The sequence below is a fragment of the Thauera sp. 2A1 genome (assembly GCF_009469595.2).
Lineage (GTDB): Bacteria > Pseudomonadota > Gammaproteobacteria > Burkholderiales > Rhodocyclaceae > Thauera.
In genome coordinates, this window is record NZ_SSXV01000005.1 from 212,355 (window position 1) to 234,223 (window position 21,869).

The 21,869-nt window shown below is 66.8% G+C and carries 15 protein-coding genes and 1 pseudogene; 10 read left to right on the forward strand and 6 right to left on the reverse strand.

Annotated elements, in window-relative coordinates; all coding sequences use genetic code 11:
• The first annotated feature begins 352 nt into the window (after positions 1-352).
• From GH664_RS07080 to GH664_RS07095, 4 genes and pseudogenes are all read left to right on the forward strand, one after another.
• Complete coding sequence (locus GH664_RS07080) at positions 353-1,228, forward strand: site-specific integrase (RefSeq protein ID WP_153167339.1); 876 nt, start codon at positions 353-355, stop codon at positions 1,226-1,228.
• 9 nt (positions 1,229-1,237) lie between these two features.
• A pseudogene (locus GH664_RS07085) lies at positions 1,238-2,429 on the forward strand (IS91 family transposase).
• 950 nt (positions 2,430-3,379) lie between these two features.
• Entirely contained in the window at positions 3,380-3,928 is a 549-nt protein-coding gene (locus GH664_RS07090) for a hypothetical protein (protein WP_228111417.1), read from the forward strand.
• A gap of 27 nt (positions 3,929-3,955) precedes the next feature.
• Positions 3,956-4,759: a hypothetical protein gene (locus GH664_RS07095; RefSeq protein WP_153167340.1), complete on the forward strand. Its 804-nt coding sequence runs from the start codon at positions 3,956-3,958 to the stop codon at positions 4,757-4,759.
• A gap of 130 nt (positions 4,760-4,889) precedes the next feature.
• On the opposite strand, the gene GH664_RS07100 is transcribed toward GH664_RS07095, so the two are convergent.
• Both GH664_RS07100 and GH664_RS07105 read right to left on the reverse strand, forming a co-directional pair.
• Positions 4,890-6,383: a DegQ family serine endoprotease gene (locus tag GH664_RS07100; protein WP_153167341.1), complete on the reverse strand. Its 1,494-nt coding sequence runs from the start codon at positions 6,381-6,383 to the stop codon at positions 4,890-4,892.
• A 154-nt stretch (positions 6,384-6,537) separates the two neighbouring features.
• A complete protein-coding gene (locus GH664_RS07105) occupies positions 6,538-8,607 on the reverse strand; it encodes a TonB-dependent siderophore receptor (protein ID WP_153167342.1) in 2,070 nt (689 codons plus the stop codon).
• A 141-nt stretch (positions 8,608-8,748) separates the two neighbouring features.
• On the opposite strand from GH664_RS07105, the gene GH664_RS07110 reads away from it, so the two are divergent.
• Together GH664_RS07110 and GH664_RS07115 are read left to right on the forward strand one after the other, a co-directional pair.
• Positions 8,749-9,687 carry a hydrogen peroxide-inducible genes activator gene (locus GH664_RS07110; RefSeq protein ID WP_153167343.1) on the forward strand — a complete coding sequence of 313 codons (939 nt, stop codon included), beginning with the start codon at positions 8,749-8,751 and terminating at the stop codon, positions 9,685-9,687.
• Between the two features lie 140 nt (positions 9,688-9,827).
• On the forward strand, positions 9,828-10,298 hold the full coding sequence (locus GH664_RS07115; RefSeq protein ID WP_153167344.1) for a Dps family protein: 471 nt from the start codon (positions 9,828-9,830) through the stop codon (positions 10,296-10,298).
• A gap of 210 nt (positions 10,299-10,508) precedes the next feature.
• On the opposite strand, the gene GH664_RS07120 is transcribed toward GH664_RS07115, so the two are convergent.
• From GH664_RS07120 to GH664_RS07135, 4 genes are all read right to left on the reverse strand, one after another.
• On the reverse strand, positions 10,509-13,079 hold the full coding sequence (locus tag GH664_RS07120) for a DNA topoisomerase III (protein ID WP_153167345.1): 2,571 nt from the start codon (positions 13,077-13,079) through the stop codon (positions 10,509-10,511).
• A gap of 111 nt (positions 13,080-13,190) precedes the next feature.
• On the reverse strand, positions 13,191-13,661 hold the full coding sequence (locus GH664_RS07125) for a DUF494 family protein (protein ID WP_153167346.1): 471 nt from the start codon (positions 13,659-13,661) through the stop codon (positions 13,191-13,193).
• Positions 13,662-13,742: 81 nt separating this feature from the next.
• Positions 13,743-14,897 (reverse strand): DNA-processing protein DprA, encoded by a 1,155-nt coding sequence (dprA, locus tag GH664_RS07130; RefSeq protein ID WP_153167347.1) that lies wholly within the window; start codon positions 14,895-14,897, stop codon positions 13,743-13,745.
• Positions 14,898-14,917: 20 nt separating this feature from the next.
• Positions 14,918-15,952, reverse strand: a complete 1,035-nt coding sequence (locus GH664_RS07135; protein ID WP_153167348.1) for a LysM peptidoglycan-binding domain-containing protein — start codon at positions 15,950-15,952, stop codon at positions 14,918-14,920.
• Between the two features lie 212 nt (positions 15,953-16,164).
• Here GH664_RS07135 and def point away from each other — a divergent pair, with 212 nt between their 5' ends.
• The 4 genes from def (at position 16,165) to fdnG (ending at position 21,868) form a co-directional block, all read left to right on the forward strand.
• Positions 16,165-16,668 carry a peptide deformylase gene (gene def, locus GH664_RS07140; RefSeq protein ID WP_153167349.1) on the forward strand — a complete coding sequence of 168 codons (504 nt, stop codon included), beginning with the start codon at positions 16,165-16,167 and terminating at the stop codon, positions 16,666-16,668.
• Between the two features lie 57 nt (positions 16,669-16,725).
• Positions 16,726-17,682, forward strand: a complete 957-nt coding sequence (fmt, locus tag GH664_RS07145) for a methionyl-tRNA formyltransferase (protein WP_153167350.1) — start codon at positions 16,726-16,728, stop codon at positions 17,680-17,682.
• 62 nt (positions 17,683-17,744) lie between these two features.
• Positions 17,745-18,584 carry a zinc metalloprotease HtpX gene (htpX, locus tag GH664_RS07150; RefSeq protein WP_153167351.1) on the forward strand — a complete coding sequence of 280 codons (840 nt, stop codon included), beginning with the start codon at positions 17,745-17,747 and terminating at the stop codon, positions 18,582-18,584.
• A gap of 212 nt (positions 18,585-18,796) precedes the next feature.
• On the forward strand, positions 18,797-21,868 hold the full coding sequence (fdnG, locus tag GH664_RS07155; RefSeq protein WP_153167352.1) for a formate dehydrogenase-N subunit alpha: 3,072 nt from the start codon (positions 18,797-18,799) through the stop codon (positions 21,866-21,868).
• The last annotated feature ends 1 nt before the right edge of the window (position 21,869 follow it).

Here is a 21,869-nt window from a genome sequence, read left to right on the forward strand (position 1 = left end):
TGGCGGGAAGGTGCCGCCGATTGTTGGCCGCTGAATAGGATGGCTTTCATGGTTCCGGTCCGCCATCAGCACACGGTGATGGCTTCCGGGCTTTACCTGCTCGTTGTTCGCTGATCGTGCTAAACATTCCGGGCGCGAAATCAGCGGTTGACGAACTCTTGAGGTCGACATCTGCAAAGTATGAGATCGATCTGAACTCACCGGGCCGATATGCCGGTACGCGTCGGTGGACTAAACCGCTCGCGCGGTAGTGTCACTCCGCCCGGGCGCCTGGGGTAGCCGGAAGCAGAGGCGCTGTTTCCTACGGTGAGAACAGAGGCAATCCGCCTCGTTCTCCGATAGGAGCAGTGCCATGACCTCCTCGACGCAAACCATCAGTCCGTTGCGCCAGCGCATGATCGACGATATGCGGATGCGCAAGCTCTGCGACAAGACGCAAAGCGCATACATCCGCGCGGTAAGGCAGTTCACCGCCTATCTAGGCCGTCCGCCCGATACGGCCACGATCGAGGAACTGCGGTGCTACCAGTTGCACCTGGTCGATCACGGGATCTCACCGATCTCGCTGAACGCCGCGATCACCGGGTTGAAGTTCTTCTTTGACGTCACGCTGGGCGACTCCGAGCGCATGGCGAAGATGCAGCCGGTGCGCGTACCGCGCACCCTGCCTGTGGTGTTGAGCCGCGAGGAAGTGGCGCGGCTGATCGCCGCCTCCGGCAATCTGAAACACCAGACGGCGTTGTCGGTCGCCTATGGGACCGGCCTGCGGGCAAGCGAAGTCGTTGCACTCAAAGTGGGTGATATCGACAGCGGGCGCATGACGCTGCGCGTCGAACAAGGCAAGGGACGCAAGGATCGTTACGCGATGCTCTCGCCGGTATTGCTCGAGCGTCTGCGCGTGTGGTGGCGCGTGGCCCGCAGCCAGGGGAAGATGCTCGACGGCGGGTGGCTGTTTCCCGGCCTCAATCCGGTCGAGCCGCTCAGCACACGTCAGCTCAATCGCGCGATCAAGACCGCTGCCGAGGCGGCCCACATCGACAAGCGCGTCTCGATGCACACGCTGCGGCACAGCTTCGCCACGCACCTGCTCGAACAGAAGGTCGATATCCGGGTGATCCAGGTCCTGCTCGGCCACAAGAAGCTCGAGACCACAGCGCTCTACACCCAGGTCGCCACCGATATCCTGCGCGAGGTGATCAGTCCGCTGGAGCGCTTGCAGCCTGCGTAAGGGAACACCGTGGGGCACGGCACCCTGGAGGTCGCCGACATCTTTCGCACTTGCGGTCCGGCCTGGCGGCAAACGACCCGCCTCAGCCTGGGGCAGCTCAAGGTCATGTCGGCCATCGAACAGTGCCGCAGTGCGGCGCTGGGCGGGCATGTGCTGCGCTGCACGGACTGCGGACACGTCGAGATTGCCTACAACTCGTGCCGCAACCGGCATTGCCCCAAGTGCCAGGGGCGTGCCGCACGGCGCTGGCTCGAGGCCCGTCAGGTCGATCTGCTGCCGGTCGAGTATTACCACGTCGTCTTCACCGTCCCGGCGCCGATCAGCGCCATCGCTTACACGAACAAGGCGCTCCTCTACGGGCTGCTGTTCGAGCTCGCGGCCGAGACGCTGCGCACGATCGCGGCCGATCCGAGACATCTGGGCGCACAGATTGGCGCTACCCTGGTCCTGCACACCTGGGGGTCGGCGCTGACGCATCATCCGCATGTGCATGGGATCGTCCCCGGTGGCGGGCTGTCACCCGACGGTTCGCGGTGGATCGCGTGCCGACCGGGCTTCTTCCTGCCGGTCCGGGTGCTGTCACGGTTGTTTCGGCGACGCTTCCTTGAGGAACTCGCCAAGCTCCACGGTACCGGGCAACTGCGCTTCTTCGGCACGGACACCAAGCTGGCTGACCCGGCCACCTTTGCCGCGTGGCTCAAACCGCTGCGTCAATGCGAATGGGGTCGTCTATGCCAAGCGCCCCTTCGCCGGGCCAGCTGCCGTGCTCGCCTATCTGTCGCGCTACACCCACCGGGTGGCGATCTCGAACCAGCGGCTCGTCGCGCTGGACGAACGCGGAGTCACGTTCCGCTGGAAGGACTACCGGGCCAAGGGGCGCACGCGCTACAAGACGATGACGCTCGAGGCGGGCGAGTTCATGCGCCGCTTCCTGTTGCATGTGCTGCCCGGCGGCTTTCATCGCATCCGCCACTACGGGCTCATTGCCAACGCCGGGCGGCGGGACAATCTCGCGAAGGCCCGTGCGCTGCTGAACGTCGCCCCCACCGTCACGAGCGAGCCCGACGGGGCCGAGCGGTTGGCCTGCCGTCCACAACCGGTCTTCGTGTGTGCCGATTGCGGTGCGCCGATGATCGTCATCAGCACCTTCGAGCGCAGCGCCCCGATTCGCGCGCCACCTCATCGGCCGGGTGCGCCATGAGCGCACGCGCGTCTCCCCACTTCCACCGACGGTCGGCTCTGCGACACACGGAACCGAAAGGCGACGGCTGCGTTCCCGGCTGTCCAGACAGACGTTTCGCTCTGCCGCCACCCCCACGATCGATGCGCCACCGTTGTGCGCCTGCATATCGTGGCGCTCTCACCCCAACGATCAGAAGCGCGATCGCGCAACCGGACGGCAAGGCTGCGCTTCAAATCCCCATAGCCACATCACCCACTCCACGCCCGTCCTGCTAATTCGCGGTTTCCTCCCTCGAGGCTTGTCCGACGCCTGCCACACAGGTCTGTGCATGTTCCGCGGCCTACGCGTTATGGCAGGCGTCAGACAACCCTTAACAAGAGCAGTAAGTTGCGTGTGGCAGCTACCTGAGCACAGCCGACGCTCTACAGACCGACTGGATGAAAGGACGGGCGGCGGCTCCTGGCCGAATGTGCGAGTTCGAGCTGAACGCCCCGTAGCCGCCTTTGGCGATCAGGCGGAGGTCATTCCGAGTAGCTGCACCGGCCGACGACCTGATACTCGCCGCCATCCCGTCGATGACCATTCCACCCTGAGGCCTGCCACCCAGGTCCTGCAGCCGTGGATGGCTCGCGAGTCCACGCGTCGGCAGACGTCATCGCACATAGGCGACGCGAGATCAGCGTCGAGGCGGCCGGTGCCGGATGCGCTCGGTGAGCGATTCGACCGCGTCACCGACGATGAAGGCCTCATACAGGTGGACGGTCGCATCCATGCGGTCTATACGTGAGCAATGTCAGCACCGTGGGCGCGATGCTGTCGCTGCGCCGGGCGGCTGAATCCGGTTCGATCCCGCACGGCATTGATGGCCATGGGAGTGCTCGCGATGCATTGGAAGGGATGGGTTCTTGGCTTCGCCTTCGTTACGGCAGGTGCCGCGATGGCCGCCGAGGTGAAGATGGAGCGCTTTGGTGTGCCCGGGGGGCGCCCGTCCGCACGACGTGGCGCCCGCACCGGAGCCGGGCGGGCCGGTGTGGTACACGGCGCAGGGCCAAGGGGTGCTGGACCCGGCGACCGGTCAGACGCGACAGATTCCGCTGGGCAGGGGCTCGGCGCCGCACGGGGTGATCGTCGGCCCGGATGGAGCGCCGTGGATCACCGACAGCGGCCTGAACGCGATCGTGCGCGGGGACCCGAAGTCGTTCGCGGTGACCCGCTACCCGCTGCCGGAACGCAGCGGCTACGCCAACCTGAATACGGCTGCGTTCGACGGCAAGGGCATCCTCTGGTTCACCGGCCAAGCGGGCATCTACGGCCGACTCGGCCCGGCCACTGGCGCGCTGCGCGTGTTCGACGCGCCACGCGGGCGCGGCCCCTACGGCATCGTCCGCACGCCGGAGGGGGACATCTACTATGCCTCCCTTGCCGGCAGCCACATCGCCCGCATCGACACCACGAGCGGCGAGGTGTGGGCGCCTGAATCGGGCACCGACCATCTGGTCGTCTATCGAACACAGTGAGGGCGCTCGACGCGGCCAGGCGGTGACGTGCGCCGGCTCCTGGCGATCGCCTCGGAGACCATCATGCGAGTGGATCGGCTGGCCATTGTTGGCGTGATGACGGGGAACCCCGTTCAAGACAGGGAAACGGAGGCGGGCGCCTACGCTTTGCTGCAAAAGTACATGGACAGGTTTCCGGACAATCCATGGACCTTGCAGTTCGTGAAGCTCGGCGCGACGAAAGGGGCAGGCGAATGGAACGCGCAGGAAGACGGGATCACCGGCGGGCAATCAAGCGGATTCGAGCAGTCGGCGGGAAGCCTGGGCGTCTATGTACTTGCGCACGGCAGCATGGCGGGCCTGGCCGGTGTCGTCGACGAAGCCAAGTTCTACGTGATGCTGAAGCACCTGAAACTGCTGTCGGTCAGGAAGCTGTGCCTGATCGCCTGCGTCAGCGCGGGTGAGGCGATCAAGGACGGCCATGTCGTGGGCAATCCCAGTACGCTCTGGCGTCTGTGCCAATACCTGGGCGAACAGGGCCGGGATTGCAGGCCGGTGATGGCGGGGTGGAGTTCCTTCGTGACGGTCGTGAATGACGAGATGTTCAAGAAGGACAAGGACGACACGAAGCCGATGACGCTGGGGGAGTGGAAGACGAAGAATGCGAAGGATCGGGGCGTTCTGGATCCGGCAGGATTCATCGGCAAGAAGGCGGTCGACGGACCACGCGGGAAGCCGGAAAAGATACTGGCGTCGAATCCGTTCAGCGACAGCAGCAAGAAGAAGCTGTTCTACATGTACAAGGACGGCGCCATGAGAGTCGCTTACGAAGACTGGACGGATAAAGGATAAACGATGCCGCCTCGCATCGGCACCGAGACGACGCCGATGCTGGAAGTGGCGATGCCGGGTCACCTGTTCCTTGCTGTAGCCGCCCTGGCGAGCGCGGCAGGCGTATCGCATGGCCGCGCTCGAGGGTGCCTCACTCGATGCGCACCGGCACGAAGATGCGCGCGCCGCCGCGCTGGATCAGCAGGGCGAAGCGGTTGCCGGCGCGTTGCAGCAGCTCACGCAACTGGGCCACGGTCGTCACCGGCTGGTTGTTGAGCGCCAGGATGACGTCGCCGCGCTGCACGCCGGCGCGCGCCACCGCACCGCCGCTGCCTTCCACCACCAGACCGCCGCGCACGCCGAGCTGGCTGGCTTCCTGCGGGTTCAGCGGACGGGCGCTGAGCCCGAGCTTCGCACCGATGTTCTCGCCACCCTCCGGCGTGGCGGCGGCGAGCGGCGCGGATTCGGACTTCAGCTCCTCCAGCGTGGCGGCCACTTCGCGGCTGCGACCGTCGCGCCAGACCTCGAGGCGCACCCGCGTGCCGGGTCGCTTCTCGCCGACGATGCGCGGCAGGTCGGCCGATTCCTTGATGCGGGTGCCGTCCAGGCTCAGCACCACGTCGCCCGCCTTGAGACCGGCCTTTTCCGCCGGGCTGCCGGGGTCGACGCTGGCCACCAGCGCGCCGCGCTCGTCGGGCAGGCCGAAGGACTGGGCGAGATCCTTGTCCAGGCCCTGGATGGCGATGCCCAGCCGGCCGCGTTGCACGCGGCCATGGGCGACCAACTGGTCCTTGATGTTCATCGCCACGTCGATCGGGATCGCGAACGAGATGCCCATGAAGCCGCCGGAGCGCGAGTAGATCTGCGAGTTGATGCCGATCACCTCGCCGGCGAGGTTGAATAGCGGGCCGCCGGAGTTGCCCGGATTGATGGCGACGTCGGTCTGGATGAAGGGCACATAGTTCTCGTCGGGCAGGCGGCGCGCCTTGGCCGAGATGATGCCGGCGGTCACCGTGTTGTCGAAGCCGAAGGGCGAGCCCATCGCGATCACCCATTCGCCGACGCGGCTGCGGTCGGCATTGCCGATCTTCACCGCCGGCAGGTTGCGCGCGTCGATCTTCAGCAGCGCGACGTCGGTGCGGCGGTCGATGCCCACCACCTTGGCCTTGAACTCGCGCTTGTCGATCAGCGTGACGGTCACTTCCGAGGCCACCGCGCCGCCGCCGTTGGCGTTGGGGTCGCCGGCGACGACGTGGGCGTTGGTCAGCACGTAGCCGTCGGCGCTGACGATGAAGCCGGAGCCGATGCCGCGATTGACACGCGGGCCGTTGCCCGGCGACCCCGGCATGCCCGGCACCGGCACGCCGAAGCGGCGCAGGAAGTCGTAGAAGGGGTCGTTGGCGAACGGGTTGTCCTCGTTCATCTGCGGCTGCGCGACGCGCTGCACGACGCTGATGTTGACGACGGCCGGGCCCACCTGCTCGACGAGGTCGCCGAAATCCGGCAAGCCGTAGCGGTTGGGCGACACCGTGGCGGACGGCGCCGGCGCTGGCGCGTCGGCGGCGTGGGCGCTGAGGGTGGCCCCGATGGGCAGGCAGGCGGCGAGGGCCAGGGCGAAGGCACGAGTGGCGACAGCTTTGCGCATGAGAGTCCCGTTCAAGACGATGAGGAAAGCACGATCGGTGGACGCGAATCAGCGTGCACCGTTCCCGTGCGGGGGCACGCCTACAAGGTAGGGATCGCTGCGGCGGGTATCAAGAGGCTCGCCGCGGCAGGGCTGCCGCGACCTTGTGCGTCGCTCAGAAGCGCGTGCCCAGCGACAGCCAGACCTGCGGGCCGAGCTCGTTCGCCGGCTTGTCCGGGCCGAAACGCGACAACTGCTGCAGCGGACGGTTGGCGTACTCCTGGTGGCGTCCGAGGAGGTTGATCGCGGTGAGGCGGATTTCCACCGGCCGGCGATCGATGCGGAAGCTGCGCGCCACGCTGGCGTCGAGCGTCGTATATGCCGGCACCGTGTAGCGGAAGGTCGGCGTGAAGCCGAAGCCGGCGTCGAGCGGACCCATGCGCAACAGGGTCAGCGTCGATTGCCAGGCACCGAAGCGCTGCAGCCAGGTGACGCTGGCGGTGTAGGGGGCGACATTGCGCCGGATGTCGGCATCCTTCGCCGCCGCGCGCACCATCGAATGGTTGAGGATGATCTCGCCGTCCGGCCATGGCTTGCTGCGCAACTGGTACTCGATGCCGCTGAGGTGCACCGGGTCGGCCGCGTTGCGCCAGCTCGTCGCGCGCAGCAGGCGCTGGATCAGGTTGGGATCGGCGAGGGCGTTGTCTCCCGGCGCGAGCGTCACGTCGACCTGCCGGCGCACGATCAGGTCGCGGATGGTCTCGTGGAACAGGCGCACGTCCAGCGTGCCCGCCAGCGCCGGCAGGGTGCCGAGGAAGCCGAGCTCGAAGGCGTCCATGCGTGGCGGGCGCAACTCGGGATTGGGCAGGAACCGCTGCTGCAGCAGGCCGTAGACCGGGTCGATGATGCGCGCGTCGACCGCGTTCTCGAACAGGGACGGCTGGCGCCAGGCGCGCGAATAGCCGATGCGCCAGGTGCTCGCCGGCGATGCCTGCCAGTTCAGGAAAAGCCGCGGTGCGAGGCGAGGTTGCTGACCGTCTATGCGTTCGGCGAGCACGCCCAGGTTCCACAGCCACTGGGGCGCGCTGCGCCACTCGAGGTTGCCGAAGAGGCGCAATTCTTCGCGTTCATGCCTGCCCACGTCGCGAAAGTAGAAGGCGGAATCGGTCGACACGCCGCGCCACTCCGCGCCCCACAACAGGCGCAGATCGGGCGCGGCCAGCATGCGATGCTGCAGCTCGAGGTTGTTGCGCACCAGGTCCATGGTGTTGCTGACCGGGATGCGCATCGCCGGCAAGGCTGCGAGATAGGCGGCGAGCGGCGGCGGCAGGTTGGCGCGCGAATCGAGGAACCAGTCGTCACGCAACTGGTTGCGTGCGTGATACCAGGACAGCAGCCACTCCTCGTCGGTACTGGGGGCATGGCGCCAGCGCAGGTGCAGGGTGCTGTCGGTGCTGCGTGCGGTGCGCTCGCGGTCGGTCTCGAACGGCATGCCGGGGTAGCCGCGTTGATTGAACGCCTCGCTGACGCCGGCGGTGAGGTTGATCTCGTCGGCTTCGCTCACCCGCAGGTCGCCACGCAGGTTGAGGACATTGCCGCGGCGGCCATCGTGCAGCCCTGAGAAACCCTCATCGCCAAAATGGCGCACCGTCAGCCTCAGGCCCAACGGGCCGCTGTGTGCGACGGCGCGCGCCTCGACGTCGGCGATGCCGTGGTCGCCCAGGTTGAGCGACACGGTGCTGCCTTCCTCGGTCGCCGTGTGGCGGGTGATGATATTCACCACGCCGAGAAAGGCATTGGAACCGTAAGCCGCGGAGTTGGAACCGCGCACCACCTCCATGCGTTCAATGTTCTGCAGCGATCCGATGTCGGCGGCGTCGCCGAGGGAGCCCAAATTGAGCGAGCGGCCGTCGACCAGCACCTGCAACTGGGCCGGCAGGTCGAAGCCCAGCCCGTGGTAGGTGACCCATTGCGTGTTGCCCCTTTCCTGGCCGATCTGCATGCCCGGGGCGAGCCGCAGCAGCCGGCTGAGGTCGCGATAGCCTGTGGCGGCGATCAGGTCGGCATCGATCACGCTGATGGCGGCCGGTGCATCGCGCAACGGCTGCGGCAGGCGCGAGGCGCTGAGCACGACGGGAAGCGGCTCGAGGTAGGGGTCCTCGTCCGGTACGGCGAGGCAGGCGAGCGGGATCAGACCCAGCATCGAGCATGCGGCGGCACGGAGCGGGACGAGTTTCTGCCTCATTCGGGATCGGGGGCGTGCTTCGGGGGGCGCCGGAGTATAGCCGACGGGCCGGCAGCGGCCGCACGCAGGATTGCCCTAAGGGGGTAACATCGTCGGTTCGAGTCATGCCGATCGTTGCAAGGCGGAACACCGGAGCATTCCATGACCCTTACCGATCTTCGCTACCTCGTCGCGCTGGCCCACGAACGCCATTTCGGCCGCGCGGCCGAGAAGTGTCACGTGTCGCAGCCGACCCTGTCGGTGGCGATCAAGAAGGTCGAGGACGAGCTGGGCATCCAGCTCTTCGAGCGCAGCGCTTCCGAGGTCAAGATCACCGAGACCGGCCGCCGCATCGTGCAGCAGGCCGAGAAGGTGCTGATGGAGGCGAGCCAGATCCAGGAGATCGCTGCCGCCGGCAAGGATCCGCTGGCCGGCCCGCTGCGCCTGGGCGTCATCTACACCATCGGCCCCTACCTGCTGCCGCGCCTGATTCCGCGCGTGCACCAGCTTGCGCCGCGCATGCCGCTGATCATCCAGGAGAACTACACCGCGCGCCTGGCCGAGGCGCTCAAGCGCGGCGAGCTCGACGTCATCATCATCAGCCTGCCGTTCGAGGAACCGGGCGTGGTGGCGCAGCCGGTGTATGACGAGCCGTTCCGCGTGCTGCTGCCTGCCAGTCATCCGTGGACGGCGGAGACGCACATCGACCCGGAGCATCTGGCCGACGACCATTTGCTGTTGCTGGGCGCGGGCAACTGCTTCCGCGAGCAGGTGCTGGAGGTGTGCCCGAGCTGCCGCAACGTGGGCGGGCTGCAGCGCACGCTGGAGGGCAGCTCGCTCGAGACGATCCGCCACATGGTGGCGACCGGGCTGGGGGTGACGGTGCTGCCGAGTTCAGCGGCCGACGACATGACGATGCAGACGCCGCTGGTGGCGGTGCGTCCGTTCTCCGATCCCGAGCCGTCGCGCCGTGTTGCGCTGGCCTGGCGGGTGACCTATCCGCGCAGCGGGGCGATCGACATCCTGCGTGCGGCGATCATGGAGTCGGCCCTGCCGGGCGTGCGGCCGGTCGGGCGGGTACCGGTGCTCGATGCGGCCTGAGTCCAACGTGATAGGCCTTCGGCATGAGGGCGATTCCCACGTTCGATTGGCGCCAAACCTTCGCTCGGCATAGCATCGAAGCGTTCCGGACGGCTTTGCGCCGTGTTTTCAGCGACTCATCAGCGACAAGGAGGACGTAAATGGATATCGACATCGGCATCAACAAGAAGGATCGCGCGAAGATCGCCGAAGGGCTTTCGCGTCTTCTCGCCGACAGCTACACGCTGTACCTGACGACGCACAATTTCCACTGGAATGTCACCGGCCCGATGTTCAACACGCTGCATCTGATGTTCGAGGGGCAGTACAACGAGCTGGCCCTGGCGGTGGATCTGATCGCGGAGCGCATCCGCGCGCTGGGTTTCCCGGCGCCGGGCACCTACAAGGAATTCCAGAAACTCACCAGCATGGCCGAGCCGGAAGGCGTGCCGAATGCGCAGGAGATGATCCGCCAGCTCGTGCTGGGGCAGGAGGCGGTGGTGAAGACCGCGCGTAGCGTGGTGCCGCTGGCCGACAAGGTGGGCGACGAGCCGACCATGGACCTGCTGACCCAGCGCATGCAGATCCACGAGAAGAACGCCTGGATGCTGCGCAGTTTGCTGGAGGAGTGAGCTTTCGGCTCCGCCCTGGGACGTGGGTGCTGTCTTGGGGTGGAGCTTTTTGGCCGGTGCTTGATCGGCGTTGCGGGGGTGGGGTTACCCCCGGAGGGGCGAGGACTGTCTGAGCCGAGCGCAGCGAAGGCGAGTTCCGCAGCCCAGGAGGGGGTAACCCCACCCCCGCAACGCGGCCTGTGCGGATGCTGGGCCGCGTAAAGCCCTGAGTCAGGAAGCCTTGCTTGCGCGCTTGCGCGTGGCGGGCTTCTTTTCCTCTGCGGGCGCCGCTTCAGCCGCGCCTTCAGCTCCGGCAGCTTTCTTTGCCGTGCTCGCCTTCGGCGCCTTGGCTTCGAACTCGAAGCTCACCTTGCCGTCCTTGCCACGTACCAGGAAGGCGGAGAACTTGCGCCGGGTGCGGGCCGACACGAAGCCTTTCAGCAGGTCGGTCTTGCCCTCGGCGAGCAATTTGGCCATCTGCTCGCGCTCGATCGGCTGCTGCAGGATGATCTTGCCGGAGCGGAAGTCGCAGCTCTTCGCCGGGCCGACGGACTTTTCGCAGACGTAGGCCATGCCGTGCTCGAACACGCGGCTGGCGCACTTCGGGCAGGCGCCGATCGGCTGCTGGGCCGAGAAATCGACTGCCTCGGCTTCCTCCCCTTCCTTGGGCTGGCCGAAGTCGAAGGTGGGCTGCTTTTCGTCGTTGAGCACGATGTCGGCGTTGAACAGCCGGCCCATCTTGTTGCGGAAGCCCAGCAGCGGACCGACCTTGCCGTCGCGCAGCAGGGTTTCGATCTCGTCGTACTCGAACTGGCGGCCGGCGACGATCTTCCAGGTGCTCCAGTCGCACGCCTGGCAGGCGAACTTCTTGTAGTTCTCCTTCACCACGCCGCCGCACTTCGGGCACGGCGTCTGCAGGGTGACAAACTCGCCGGGCACGGTGTCGGACTCGTAGCGCTTGGCACGCTCGACGACCTCGCGCGTCATCTCGGCGATCTCCTGCATGAAGGCTTCGCGGCTGAGCTTGCCATGCTCCATTTGCGCCAGCTTGTATTCCCAGCCGCCGGTGAGCTCCGGCGAGGTCAGCGCGGTGACGCCCAGCCCTTTCAGCAGGGTGATCAGCGAGAAGGCCTTGGCGCTGGGGATCAGCTCGCGGCCTTCGCGGTGGATGTACTGCTCGGTGATCAGGCCTTCGATGATCTGCGCGCGGGTGGCTGGCGTGCCGAGGCCGCGCTCGGCCATCGCCGCACGCAGCTCCTCGTCGTCCACCATCTTGCCGGCGCCTTCCATGGCGGAGAGCAGCGTGGCTTCGTTGAAGCGCGCCGGCGGCTTGGTCTGCAGCGACTTGAGCAGGATGTCCTCGGTGGACACGGTCTCGCCCTGCTTCACCGGCACCAGTTGCGGGCCGCCGCCGTCCTTCGCATCTTTCTCGTCATTCGCGGCTTCCTTGCCATACACCGCGAGCCAGCCCGGGTTGACCAGCACCTTGCCCTCGGTCTTGAAGGCCTCGCCCTCGACGCGGGTGATGCGGGTGGTGATCTGGTATTCCGCAGCCGGGTAGAACACCGCGAGGAAGCGCTTGGTGACCAGGTCGTAGATCTTGTATTCGGCGTCGGACAGGTTCTTCGGCAGCGTGCCGGTGGGGATGATGGCGAAGTGGTCGGAGATCTTGGCGTTGTTGAAGATGCGCTTGTTCGGCTTCACCCAGCCTTGCCTGGTGATCTCGTTGGCGAAGGGCGCGTACTGGTCGGGCAGGGTGCGCATGACCTCGCTCACCGTGCCGAGGTAGTCCTCGGGCAGGGCGCGCGCGTCGGTACGCGGGTAGGTCAGCACCTTGTGCTTCTCGTACAGCGCTTGCGCCAGCTGCAGGGTGACGCGGGCGGAGAAGCCGAAGCGGCCGTTGGCCTCGCGCTGCAGGCTGGTGAGGTCGAACAGCAGCGGCGAAAGCTGGGTGGAGGGCTTGGCCTCTTCGGTGACCACGCCCGGCTTGCCTTCGCACTTGGCGCGGATGGCCTCGGCCTGTGCCTTCTCCCACAGGCGGAAGGCGGTGGCGTGTTCGTCACCCTCGGGCTTCTTGAACTTCTCGTCGAACCAGCGCCCGGGGTATTCGCCGGCGGCGCAGCCGAAGCGCGCCTCCAGCTCCCAGTAGTCGCGCGGCTGGAACTTGCGGATGCGGTCCTCGCGCTCGACCACCATCGCCAGCGTCGGCGTCTGCACGCGGCCCACGGTGGTGAGGTGGAAGCCGCCCGTCTTCGAGTTGAAGGCGGTCATCGCGCGGGTGCCGTTGATGCCGATCAGCCAGTCGGATTCGGCGCGGCAGATCGCGGCGTTGCGCAGGCCCTCGACGTCCTGTGCCGCGCGCAGGTGGGCGAAGCCGTCGCGGATCGCCTGCGCGGTCATCGACTGCAGCCAAAGGCGCTGCATCGGCTTCTTCGCGCCGGCGTGCTGGGCGATGAAGTTGAAGATCAGCTCGCCCTCGCGGCCCGCGTCGCAGGCGTTGATGAGGCCGGTGACGTCCTTGCGCTTGATCAGCCGCGTCAGCAGCTTGAGGCGGTCCTCGGTCTTCTCGATCGGCTTCACCGCGAAGTGCGGCGGGATGACCGGCAGGTGGGCAAAGGTCCATTTACCGCGCTTAACCTCGAATTCCTCGGGCAGGGTGAGCTCGAGAAGGTGGCCGACGGCCGACGACAAGACGTAGTCGTCGGACTCGAAGTAGTCCTTCTCCTTGGTGAAGCCGCCCAGCGCACGGGCGATGTCCTGCGCGACGGAGGGCTTTTCCGCGATGATCAGTTGCTTGCTCATGCTCGAGGCCAGCTTGGAGACGCCGAAAGGCATCCCGCATAGGGGTTCGGAAGCGGCGGATGATAAGGAGCGGTCCGGCGGACAGGCAAGAGGGTGGTCGCCACCGGCCGGTCAGTGCAGCACCGGCTGGAATTCACCCTCGTCATCATCGGTGAGCAGCTCGTCAACGATCAGCGTGTCCATCGGATGCTCCTGCTGCCACAGCACCATCAGGACGATCACCTTGAACCGCTCCAGCGTGATCGAGAAGCCCTCCAGCGCCATTGCGCGCTCGATGATCAGTTCGCGGCTGGCAGCGTCCAGCACGCCGGAACTGCCCATGAAGGTCAGGAAGCCACGGCATTCCGTGCTCAGGCGCGCGCATTCGTCGTCGGCGTACAGCCGCACCGAATCTTCCGCCGGCGCGATCCCCGGCTGCAGCTCGCGCGTGACGCGGCGCAGGCCTTCGAGCCATTCGAGCGCTTCGGAGATTTCGTCGTCCTCGAAGCCGGCGGCCGCGAGCTTGCGTGCGAGCTGCTCGGACTCGGGGCAGGCGTTGGCGTGGATGTAGCTTTCGAACAGATAGACGAGGATGTCGAACAAGGAGGCCTCCTGAATTGCCGTCGCGTGCCTGGGCGACGGTGCCCGCCTGCAGCCTGGCGAGTCGTGCGGTTGCTGCGCCGTTCAGGCGCGCTGGAAGCGGCCGCCCGGCAAGCGGGCGATGTGACTATCCAGTTCCAGGGCAAGGAGGATGGCGTAGAGGGCGTCCACCGTCAAGCCGCAGCGCCCCGCCAATTGGTCGATGTCCGCCGGGTCGTGGCCCATCGCCTGCAGCACCCGGGCCGCGTCCTCGTCGATCGGCAGCGGTGCCTGGCGAGGCGGTGGCGCGGCCGCGGCAGTGGCGCTTCTGTCGGCTGTGAGTTGTGCCCGGGGCGTCCGGGGCGTCTGCGCCGCCCAGCCGAGGCGGCCGCGCAGCTCCTCCAGCACGTCCTCGGCCGTCTCCACCAGTTTGGCGCCTTCGCGGATCAGCCGGTGGCAGCCGCGCGACAGCGGCGAGTGGATGGAACCCGGGATGGCGAACACTTCGCGACCGTTCTCGGTCGCCAGCCGCGCGCTGATCAGCGAGCCGCTGTTGAGCGCCGCCTCCACCACCAGCACGCCCTGCGCGAGGCCGGCGATGAGGCGGTTGCGGCGTGGGAAATTGTGGCGCAGCGCATTGGTGCCGAGCGGCAGCTCGCTGACGATGGCGCCGTGAGCGGCGATGTCGCGCGCGATGGCGGCATTGCGCGCCGGGTAGATGCGGTCGGCACCGGTGCCGATCACCGCCACCGTGCCGCCTTCGCCGGCGGCCAGGGCGCCGCGGTGCGCTGCGGCGTCGATGCCCAGCGCCAGCCCGCTGACGACGGTCAGTCCGTGCTCGCTCAGCGCGCGGGCAAAGGCCTCGGCATTGGCTTCGCCTTGCGCGGTGGCCGAGCGCGCGCCGACGATGGCGACCGCCGGGCGTTGCAGCATCGCGGGATCGCCTTTCACGTAGAGCAGCACCGGCGGGTCGGCGATGTCCAGCAGGGCGCGTGGATAGCCGGCGTCGGCCAAGGTAAGGACGTGGTTGCCGGGTTCTGCCGCCCAGGCCAGGGCGGCGTCGATGACCGCCTGGCTGGGTGGTGACAGCAGCAGGTCGGCCGCCTCGCCGCCGACGACACCCGACAGCGCAGGGCGGCCTGCGGCGAAGATATGGCCGGGAAGGCCGAACGCCGCGAGCAGGCGGCGCTGCGATTCGCCGCCCAGGCCGGGGATGGATGTCAGCCGCAGCCAGTCGGCAAGGTCTTCGGCGGGCGTCAAGCGCGGGAGATCGCTCGGGTTCAGGGCTTGCGCACCATGTCGCCGATCACCACCGGACCGTCGGATTCCATCACCAGCGCGTAGGCGACATGGTCGAACACGCGGAAGACGAGGCCGACGCCATAGCGCTTGTCCGGCAGCACGAAGGTTTCCTTGCCCTCGTCGCCCTTGAATTCGGCGACGCCACGGTTGCGGTGCAGGGCCAGCACATGGCCGCGCTCCAGCCCGTCGCGCTCGCCGATGTTGAGCGTGACGATGTTCAACCGCCCGGTTTCCGTCACCCCGCGGTAGATCGACATCACGCGGCCGTCGACCTCCTGCGTCGGGGCGTGCGGCGCATAGGCGAACACGGACGGCTGCTCGCTCGGCACCATGAGGTCGCCGACCTGGATCTCTTCCACTGCCGACACGATCTCCAGCGTGGCCGGCGCGCCGAACTCGCTCACCCGCGCCGTGCCCAGGTGATTCGCCTCATAGGCCACCACCTTGTGCGTCACCGGATCTTCCAGCGGTCGGGTGGGACGCAGGATCTGCCACACCTTGACGTCGTCGCGCACGTTCTTGGCGAACACGGTGTCGCCCGAACCCATCAGCACGCGGCTGGTCTCGGTGGCGACGATCGTGGCGGCGCCGTCGATGCGCGCCTGGTCGACGACCAGCGGCTTGGTGAGGAAGGGCTCGATGACCTGCAGCGGGATGGTGGGCACCGCCTCGCTGAGCGCTTCGCTGTAGACCTTCGGATGGAGCTTGTCGTCGCGGGTGCCGCCGATGCGTCGGCCCACGCTCAGCCAGGGGCCGCTGCGGTCGAGCAGGATCACCTGGCCGGGATAGATCAGGTGCGGGTTGCGGATCTGGTCGCGGTTCATGCGCCAGACTTCCGGCCAGCGCCAGGGCTCGTTCAGGAAGCGGCCGGAGATCCCCCACAGCGTGTCGCCCTTCACCACCACATGGCTGTCGGGCGCATCGCTCCTCAGGGTTGCGCCGCCCGCTGCTGCTGCGTTCCCGGCAAGCAGCGTCGCGATGCCGACGAGGAGAGGGAATATAATTCGGATCATTGCTCGATTCCGGTTGGTGGGGGGCGCGGCGTGGTCCGGATCGCTCCGGAACGCCGCCGACCCTCACGAGTCCAAGGCTCGTGAAAACGCGATCGTTTGAACGGGCCGCGGCGCGTGGCGTATGCTCGCCGCCACGACCCGGCGCAGCACATGCAAATGCATGTCAAATCGCTTGAAATTCTGCACTCAAAGGCTTAACCCGGCAAGCATTCATGGCTCTCCTACCCATCCTCCGCTACCCCGATCCCCGGCTGCACACCAAGGCTGCGCCGGTGGCCGCCGTCGATGACGAAATCCGTCAACTGATCAATGACATGGCCGAAACCATGTACGAGGCGCCGGGCATCGGCCTGGCCGCCACGCAAGTCAATGTGCATAAGCGCGTGGTCGTGATCGATGTCACGGAGGACAAGTCGGGGCTGATGGCCTTCATCAACGCCGAGATCGTCGAGCGCTCCGGCGAGCAGGTGTGCGAGGAAGGCTGCCTGTCGGTGCCCGGCATCTACGAGAGCGTGAGGCGCGCCGAGCGGGTGAAGGTGAGGGCGCTCAACGAGAGGGGCGAAGCCTTCGAGCTCGAGGCCGAAGGTCTGCTCGCGGTCTGCATCCAGCACGAGCTCGACCATCTCGACGGCAAGGTCTTCGTCGAATACCTGTCGGCGCTGAAGCAGACGCGCATCAAGTCCAAGCTGGCGAAGAAGTCCCGCATCACCGCCTGAGCGCGGCGGCATCCCGTCCGCTTTCCTGCACACCGGTCTTTCCTTTTCCGTCCGCTGATGACATCTCCCCTCCGCGTTGCCTTCGCCGGCACGCCCGAGTTCGCCGCGCGCGCGCTCCGGTCCATCCTCGACGCCGGCTACGACGTGCCGCTCGTCCTCACCCAGCCCGATCGACCTGCCGGGCGCGGCATGAAGCTCACCGCCAGCGCGGTGAAGCAGCTTGCGCTGGCGCGAGGCATCGCGGTCGACCAGCCGGAGAAGCTGCGCACCGAAGAGCAGCGCGCGCGCCTGGTCGCCTGTGCGCCCGACGTGCTGGTGGTGGCCGCCTACGGCCTGATCCTGCCGCAGGCTGTGCTGGATCTGCCGCGCCTGGGCTGCCTCAACATCCACGCCTCGCTGCTGCCGCGCTGGCGCGGCGCGGCGCCGATCCACCGCGCGATCGAGGCGGGCGACACCGAGACCGGCATCACCATCATGCAGATGGATGCCGGGCTGGACACCGGGCCGATGCTGCTGCGCCGTGCCGAGCCCATCCTGCCGACCGACACCACCGCCACGCTGCATGACCGCCTCGCCGCGCTCGGCGGCGAATGCATCGTCGCGGCGCTCGGCGTGCTGTCGGCTGGCGGCCTCGTCGCCACGCCGCAGCCTGAAGCGGGCGTCACCTACGCCGCCAAGATCGGCCGTGCGGAGGCCTCCATCGACTGGACCAGGCCGGCAGTCGACATCGAGCGCGCGATGCGCGCCTTCGATCCTTTCCCCGGCCTCTCATCCTCGCTGCGCGACACCGTGGTCAAGTTCTGGTCGGCGCAGGTGGTCGATGCCGATGGCGTGCCGGGAACGGTGCTCGCAGCCGGTGACGATGGCATCGTCGTGGCCTGCGGCAAGGGGGCACTGCGTTGCACGCTGTTACAGCGCCCCGGCAGCCGGCGCTTGGCCTCAGGGGAATTCCTGCGCGGTTTCGCGGTCTCTGTCGGCGAGCGTTTCACCACCGGCGGAACGCATGCCGCTTGAGATTGCGGCGCAGCGGCCCCACATGGGGCGCTGAAACGGACTCATTCGAGAGGAAGGCCGCAATGTTCGGAAACTGGATCAAGACCTCCATCCTGATGGCAGGCATCGTCGCGCTGTTCGGCGCGATGGGCGCGGCGATCGGCGGCAGGCAGGGCATGCTGCTGGCCTTGCTGATGGGCGGCGCGATGAACGTCTGGGCCTACTGGTTCTCGGACAAGATGGTGCTGCGCATGTACAACGCGCAGGAAGTCGACGCCACCACCTCACCCTATCTGTACAACATGGTGCAGGGCCTCGCGCAGCGCGCCGGTCTGCCGATGCCCAAGGTCTACATCATCGACGAGGACCAGCCCAACGCCTTCGCCACCGGCCGCAGCCCGGAGCATGCTGCGGTTGCGGCCACCAGCGGCATCATCCGCATGTTGTCCGAGCGCGAGCTGCGCGGCGTGATGGCGCACGAGCTGGCGCACGTGAAGAACCGCGACATCCTGATCTCGACAATCTCGGCCACCGTCGCCGGCGCGATCTCGATGCTGGCCAACTTCGGCATGTTCTTCGGCAATCGTGACAGCGAGGACAGGCCCAATCCGATCGTGTCGATCGCGATGATGATCCTCGCGCCGCTGGCCGGCATGCTGATCCAGATGGCGATCAGCCGCACGCGCGAATTCGGCGCCGACCGTGGCGGCGCGGAGATATCCGGCGACCCGGAAGCGCTCGCCAGCGCGCTGGCCAAGATCGACGCTTTCGCGCGCGGCATTCCGATGCACACCGCGGAGCAGCATCCCGAGACCGCGCAGATGATGATCATGAACCCGCTGTCGGGCGGGGGCTTGCGCAGCCTGTTCTCCACCCATCCGGCCACCGAGGAGCGCATCGCCCGGTTGCGCGCGATGCGCTGATCGACCAGCCCGCCGCGTGTCGGGGCACGAAGCGTGCTCGCGATACCTTGAGGCGGAGTGAAGCGGGGCAGATTGTTCAATAACGGGACAATCTGCCCCGTTTTTTTACGCTCCATTGCCGCAGAGCCCCTGAATTCGTCCTGCTTCGTGGGGGTATGGAATTTGCTGAGGGATCAATGCAGTTCCGTCCACATCCAGGAGGAAACGAGGCAATGCAAGTCTCCAGACGCGGATTCTTCAAGGTCTGCGCCGCGGGCATGTCGGGCTCCAGCCTGGTCGCGATGGGGTTCGCTCCCACCGCCGCCCTCGCTGAAGTCCGGACCTTCAAGCTTGCGCGCACCACCGAAACACGCAACACCTGTCCGTACTGCTCGGTCGGGTGCGGCATCATCATGTACAGCCTGGGCGACGGAGCCAAGAACGTCCATGCGAGCATCATGCACATCGAGGGCGACCCGGACCATCCGGTCAACCGCGGCACGCTGTGCCCGAAGGGCGCCGGCCTACTCGACTTCGTGCATAGCAAGAACCGGCTGAAACATCCGGAAGTGCGCGAGCCGGGCAGCAAGGAGTGGAAGCGCATCACCTGGGACGAGGCTTTCACCCGCATCGCCCGCCTGATGAAGGAAGACCGCGACGCCAACTTCGTCGCGCAGAATGCGGATGGCGTGACGGTCAACCGGTGGCTGACCACCGGCTTCCTCGCCGCCTCCGCCTCCAGCAACGAATCCGGCTACATCACGCACAAGGTGGTGCGCAGCCTGGGGATGCTCGCGTTCGACAACCAGGCGCGTGTCTGACACGGCCCGACGGTGGCAAGTCTTGCCCCGACGTACGGCCGTGGCGCCATGACCAATCACTGGAGCGACATCAAGAACGCCGATGTCATCCTGATCATGGGCGGCAACGCAGCCGAAGCGCACCCCTGCGGCTTCAAGTGGGTGACCGAAGCGAAGGCGAAGAACAAGGCCCGCCTCGTCGTCGTCGATCCGCGCTTCACGCGCTCGGCGGCGCTGGCTGACCTGTACGCGCCCATCCGTACCGGCACCGACATCGCCTTCCTCGGCGGCTTGATCAACTACCTGATCGCCGGCGGCAAGGTGCACATGGACTACATCAAGTCCTACACCGACATGAGCTTCCTGGTGAAGGACGAGTACGCCTTCAAGGACGGCTTCTTCTCCGGCTATGACGCCGAGAAGCGCCGCTACGACAAGTCGGGCTGGGAATACCAGCTTGGCGAGGACGGCTACGTCAAGACCGACCCGACGCTTCAGGACCCACGCTGCGTGTGGAACCTGATGAAGGCGCACTACAGCCGCTACACGCCGGAAATGGTCGAGAAGATCTGCGGCACGCCGAAGGAAAAGTTCCTGCAGGTGGCGGAGATGCTCGCCTCCACGCATACGCCCGACCGCGTGATGACGATCCTGTACGCGCTGGGCTGGACGCAGCACTCCACCGGGTCGCAGATCATCCGCACGGCGGCGATGGTGCAACTGCTGCTCGGCAACATCGGCCGCGCCGGTGGCGGGGTGAATGCATTGCGCGGGCACTCCAACATCCAGGGCCTCACCGACCTCGGCCTGCTGTCCAACCTGCTGCCCGGCTACATGACCCTGCCGGGCGAGAAGGAGACCGATTACGAGCAGTACATCGCCAGGCGTGCGCCCAAGCCGATGCGGCCGGGCCAGCTCTCCTATTGGCAGAACTACGGCAAGTTCCACGTCAGCCTGATGAAGTCGTGGTTCGGCGGCGCGGCGACGAAGGAGAACAACTGGGCCTTCGACTACCTGCCCAAGCTCGACAAGACCTATGACGTGCTGCAGGTGTTCGAGCTGATGCACCAGGGCAAGATGAACGGCTACGTCGCGCAGGGCTTCAACCCGCTGAACTCCTTCCCCAACAAGGCGAAGGTCGGCGCGGCGCTGTCCAAGCTCAAGTTCCTGGTCATCATCGATCCGCTCGCCACCGAGACGTCCGAGTTCTGGCAGAACTACGGCGAGTTCAACGACGTGGATCCGGCGGGCATCCAGACTGCCGTGTTCCGCCTGCCCTCCACCTGCTTCGCCGAGGAGGATGGCTCCATCGTCAACTCCGGGCGCTGGCTGCAGTGGCACTGGAAGGGCGCCGAGCCGCCGGGCGAGGCGAAGTCCGATCCGGAGATCATGGCCGGCCTCTTCCTGCGCCTGCGCGACATGTACCGCAAGGATGGCGGGGCCTTCCCCGATCCCATCCTGAACCTGACCTGGCCGTACCGGGTCCCGCACGAACCGATGCCGGACGAGCTGGCCAAGGAGTACAACGGCAAGGCGCTGGCGGATCAGCTCGACGCGAAGGATCCGACCAAGGTGGTGAAGAAGGCCGGCGAGCTGCTCGACGGCTTCGCCCAGCTCAAGGACGACGGCTCCACCGCCTGCGGCTGCTGGATCTTCTCCGGCGCGTGGACGGAAAAGGGCAACATGATGGCTCGCCGCGACAACGCGGACCCGTACCAGAATGGGCAGACGCTGGGCTGGGCCTTTGCCTGGCCAGCCAACCGCCGCATCCTCTACAACCGCGCCTCCGCCGATCCCGCCGGCAAGCCCTGGGATGCGAAGCGCAAGCAGGTGTGGTGGGATGCCGGGCAGGGCCGCTGGGCGGGTTCGGACGTGCCCGACTACAAGGCGGACTCCGCGCCCGAGGACGGCATGGGGCCCTTCATCATGAACCCCGAGGGCGTGGCGCGCTTCTTTGCCCGCGGCATGATGAACGAAGGGCCTTTCCCCGAGCACTACGAGCCTTTCGAGACGCCGATCGGGGTCAATCCCATGCATCCGGAAAATGCCGGGGCGACGTCGAATCCGGCAGCGCGGGTGTTCAAGGGCGACATGGAGGCCTTCGGCAAGGCGAGCGAGTTCCCCTATGCGGCGACGACCTACCGCCTGACCGAGCACTTCCACTACTGGACCAAGCACGTCGAGTCCAACGCCATCATCCAGCCCGAGCAGTTCGTCGAGATCGGCGAGGCGCTGGCGGCGGAGAAGGGCATCAAGGCCGGCGACCGCGTCAAGGTGAGCTCCAACCGTGGCTACATCAAGGCGGTGGCGGTGGTGACCAAGCGCATCCAGCCGCTCACGGTGAACGGCAAGACGGTGCACCACGTCGGTATTCCGCTGCACTGGGGTTTCAAGGGCGTGGCCAAGAACGGCTTCATCACCAACACGCTGACGCCGTTCGTCGGTGACGGGAACACCCAGACGCCGGAGTTCAAGTCCTTCCTGGTCAACGTCGAGAAAGCCTGAG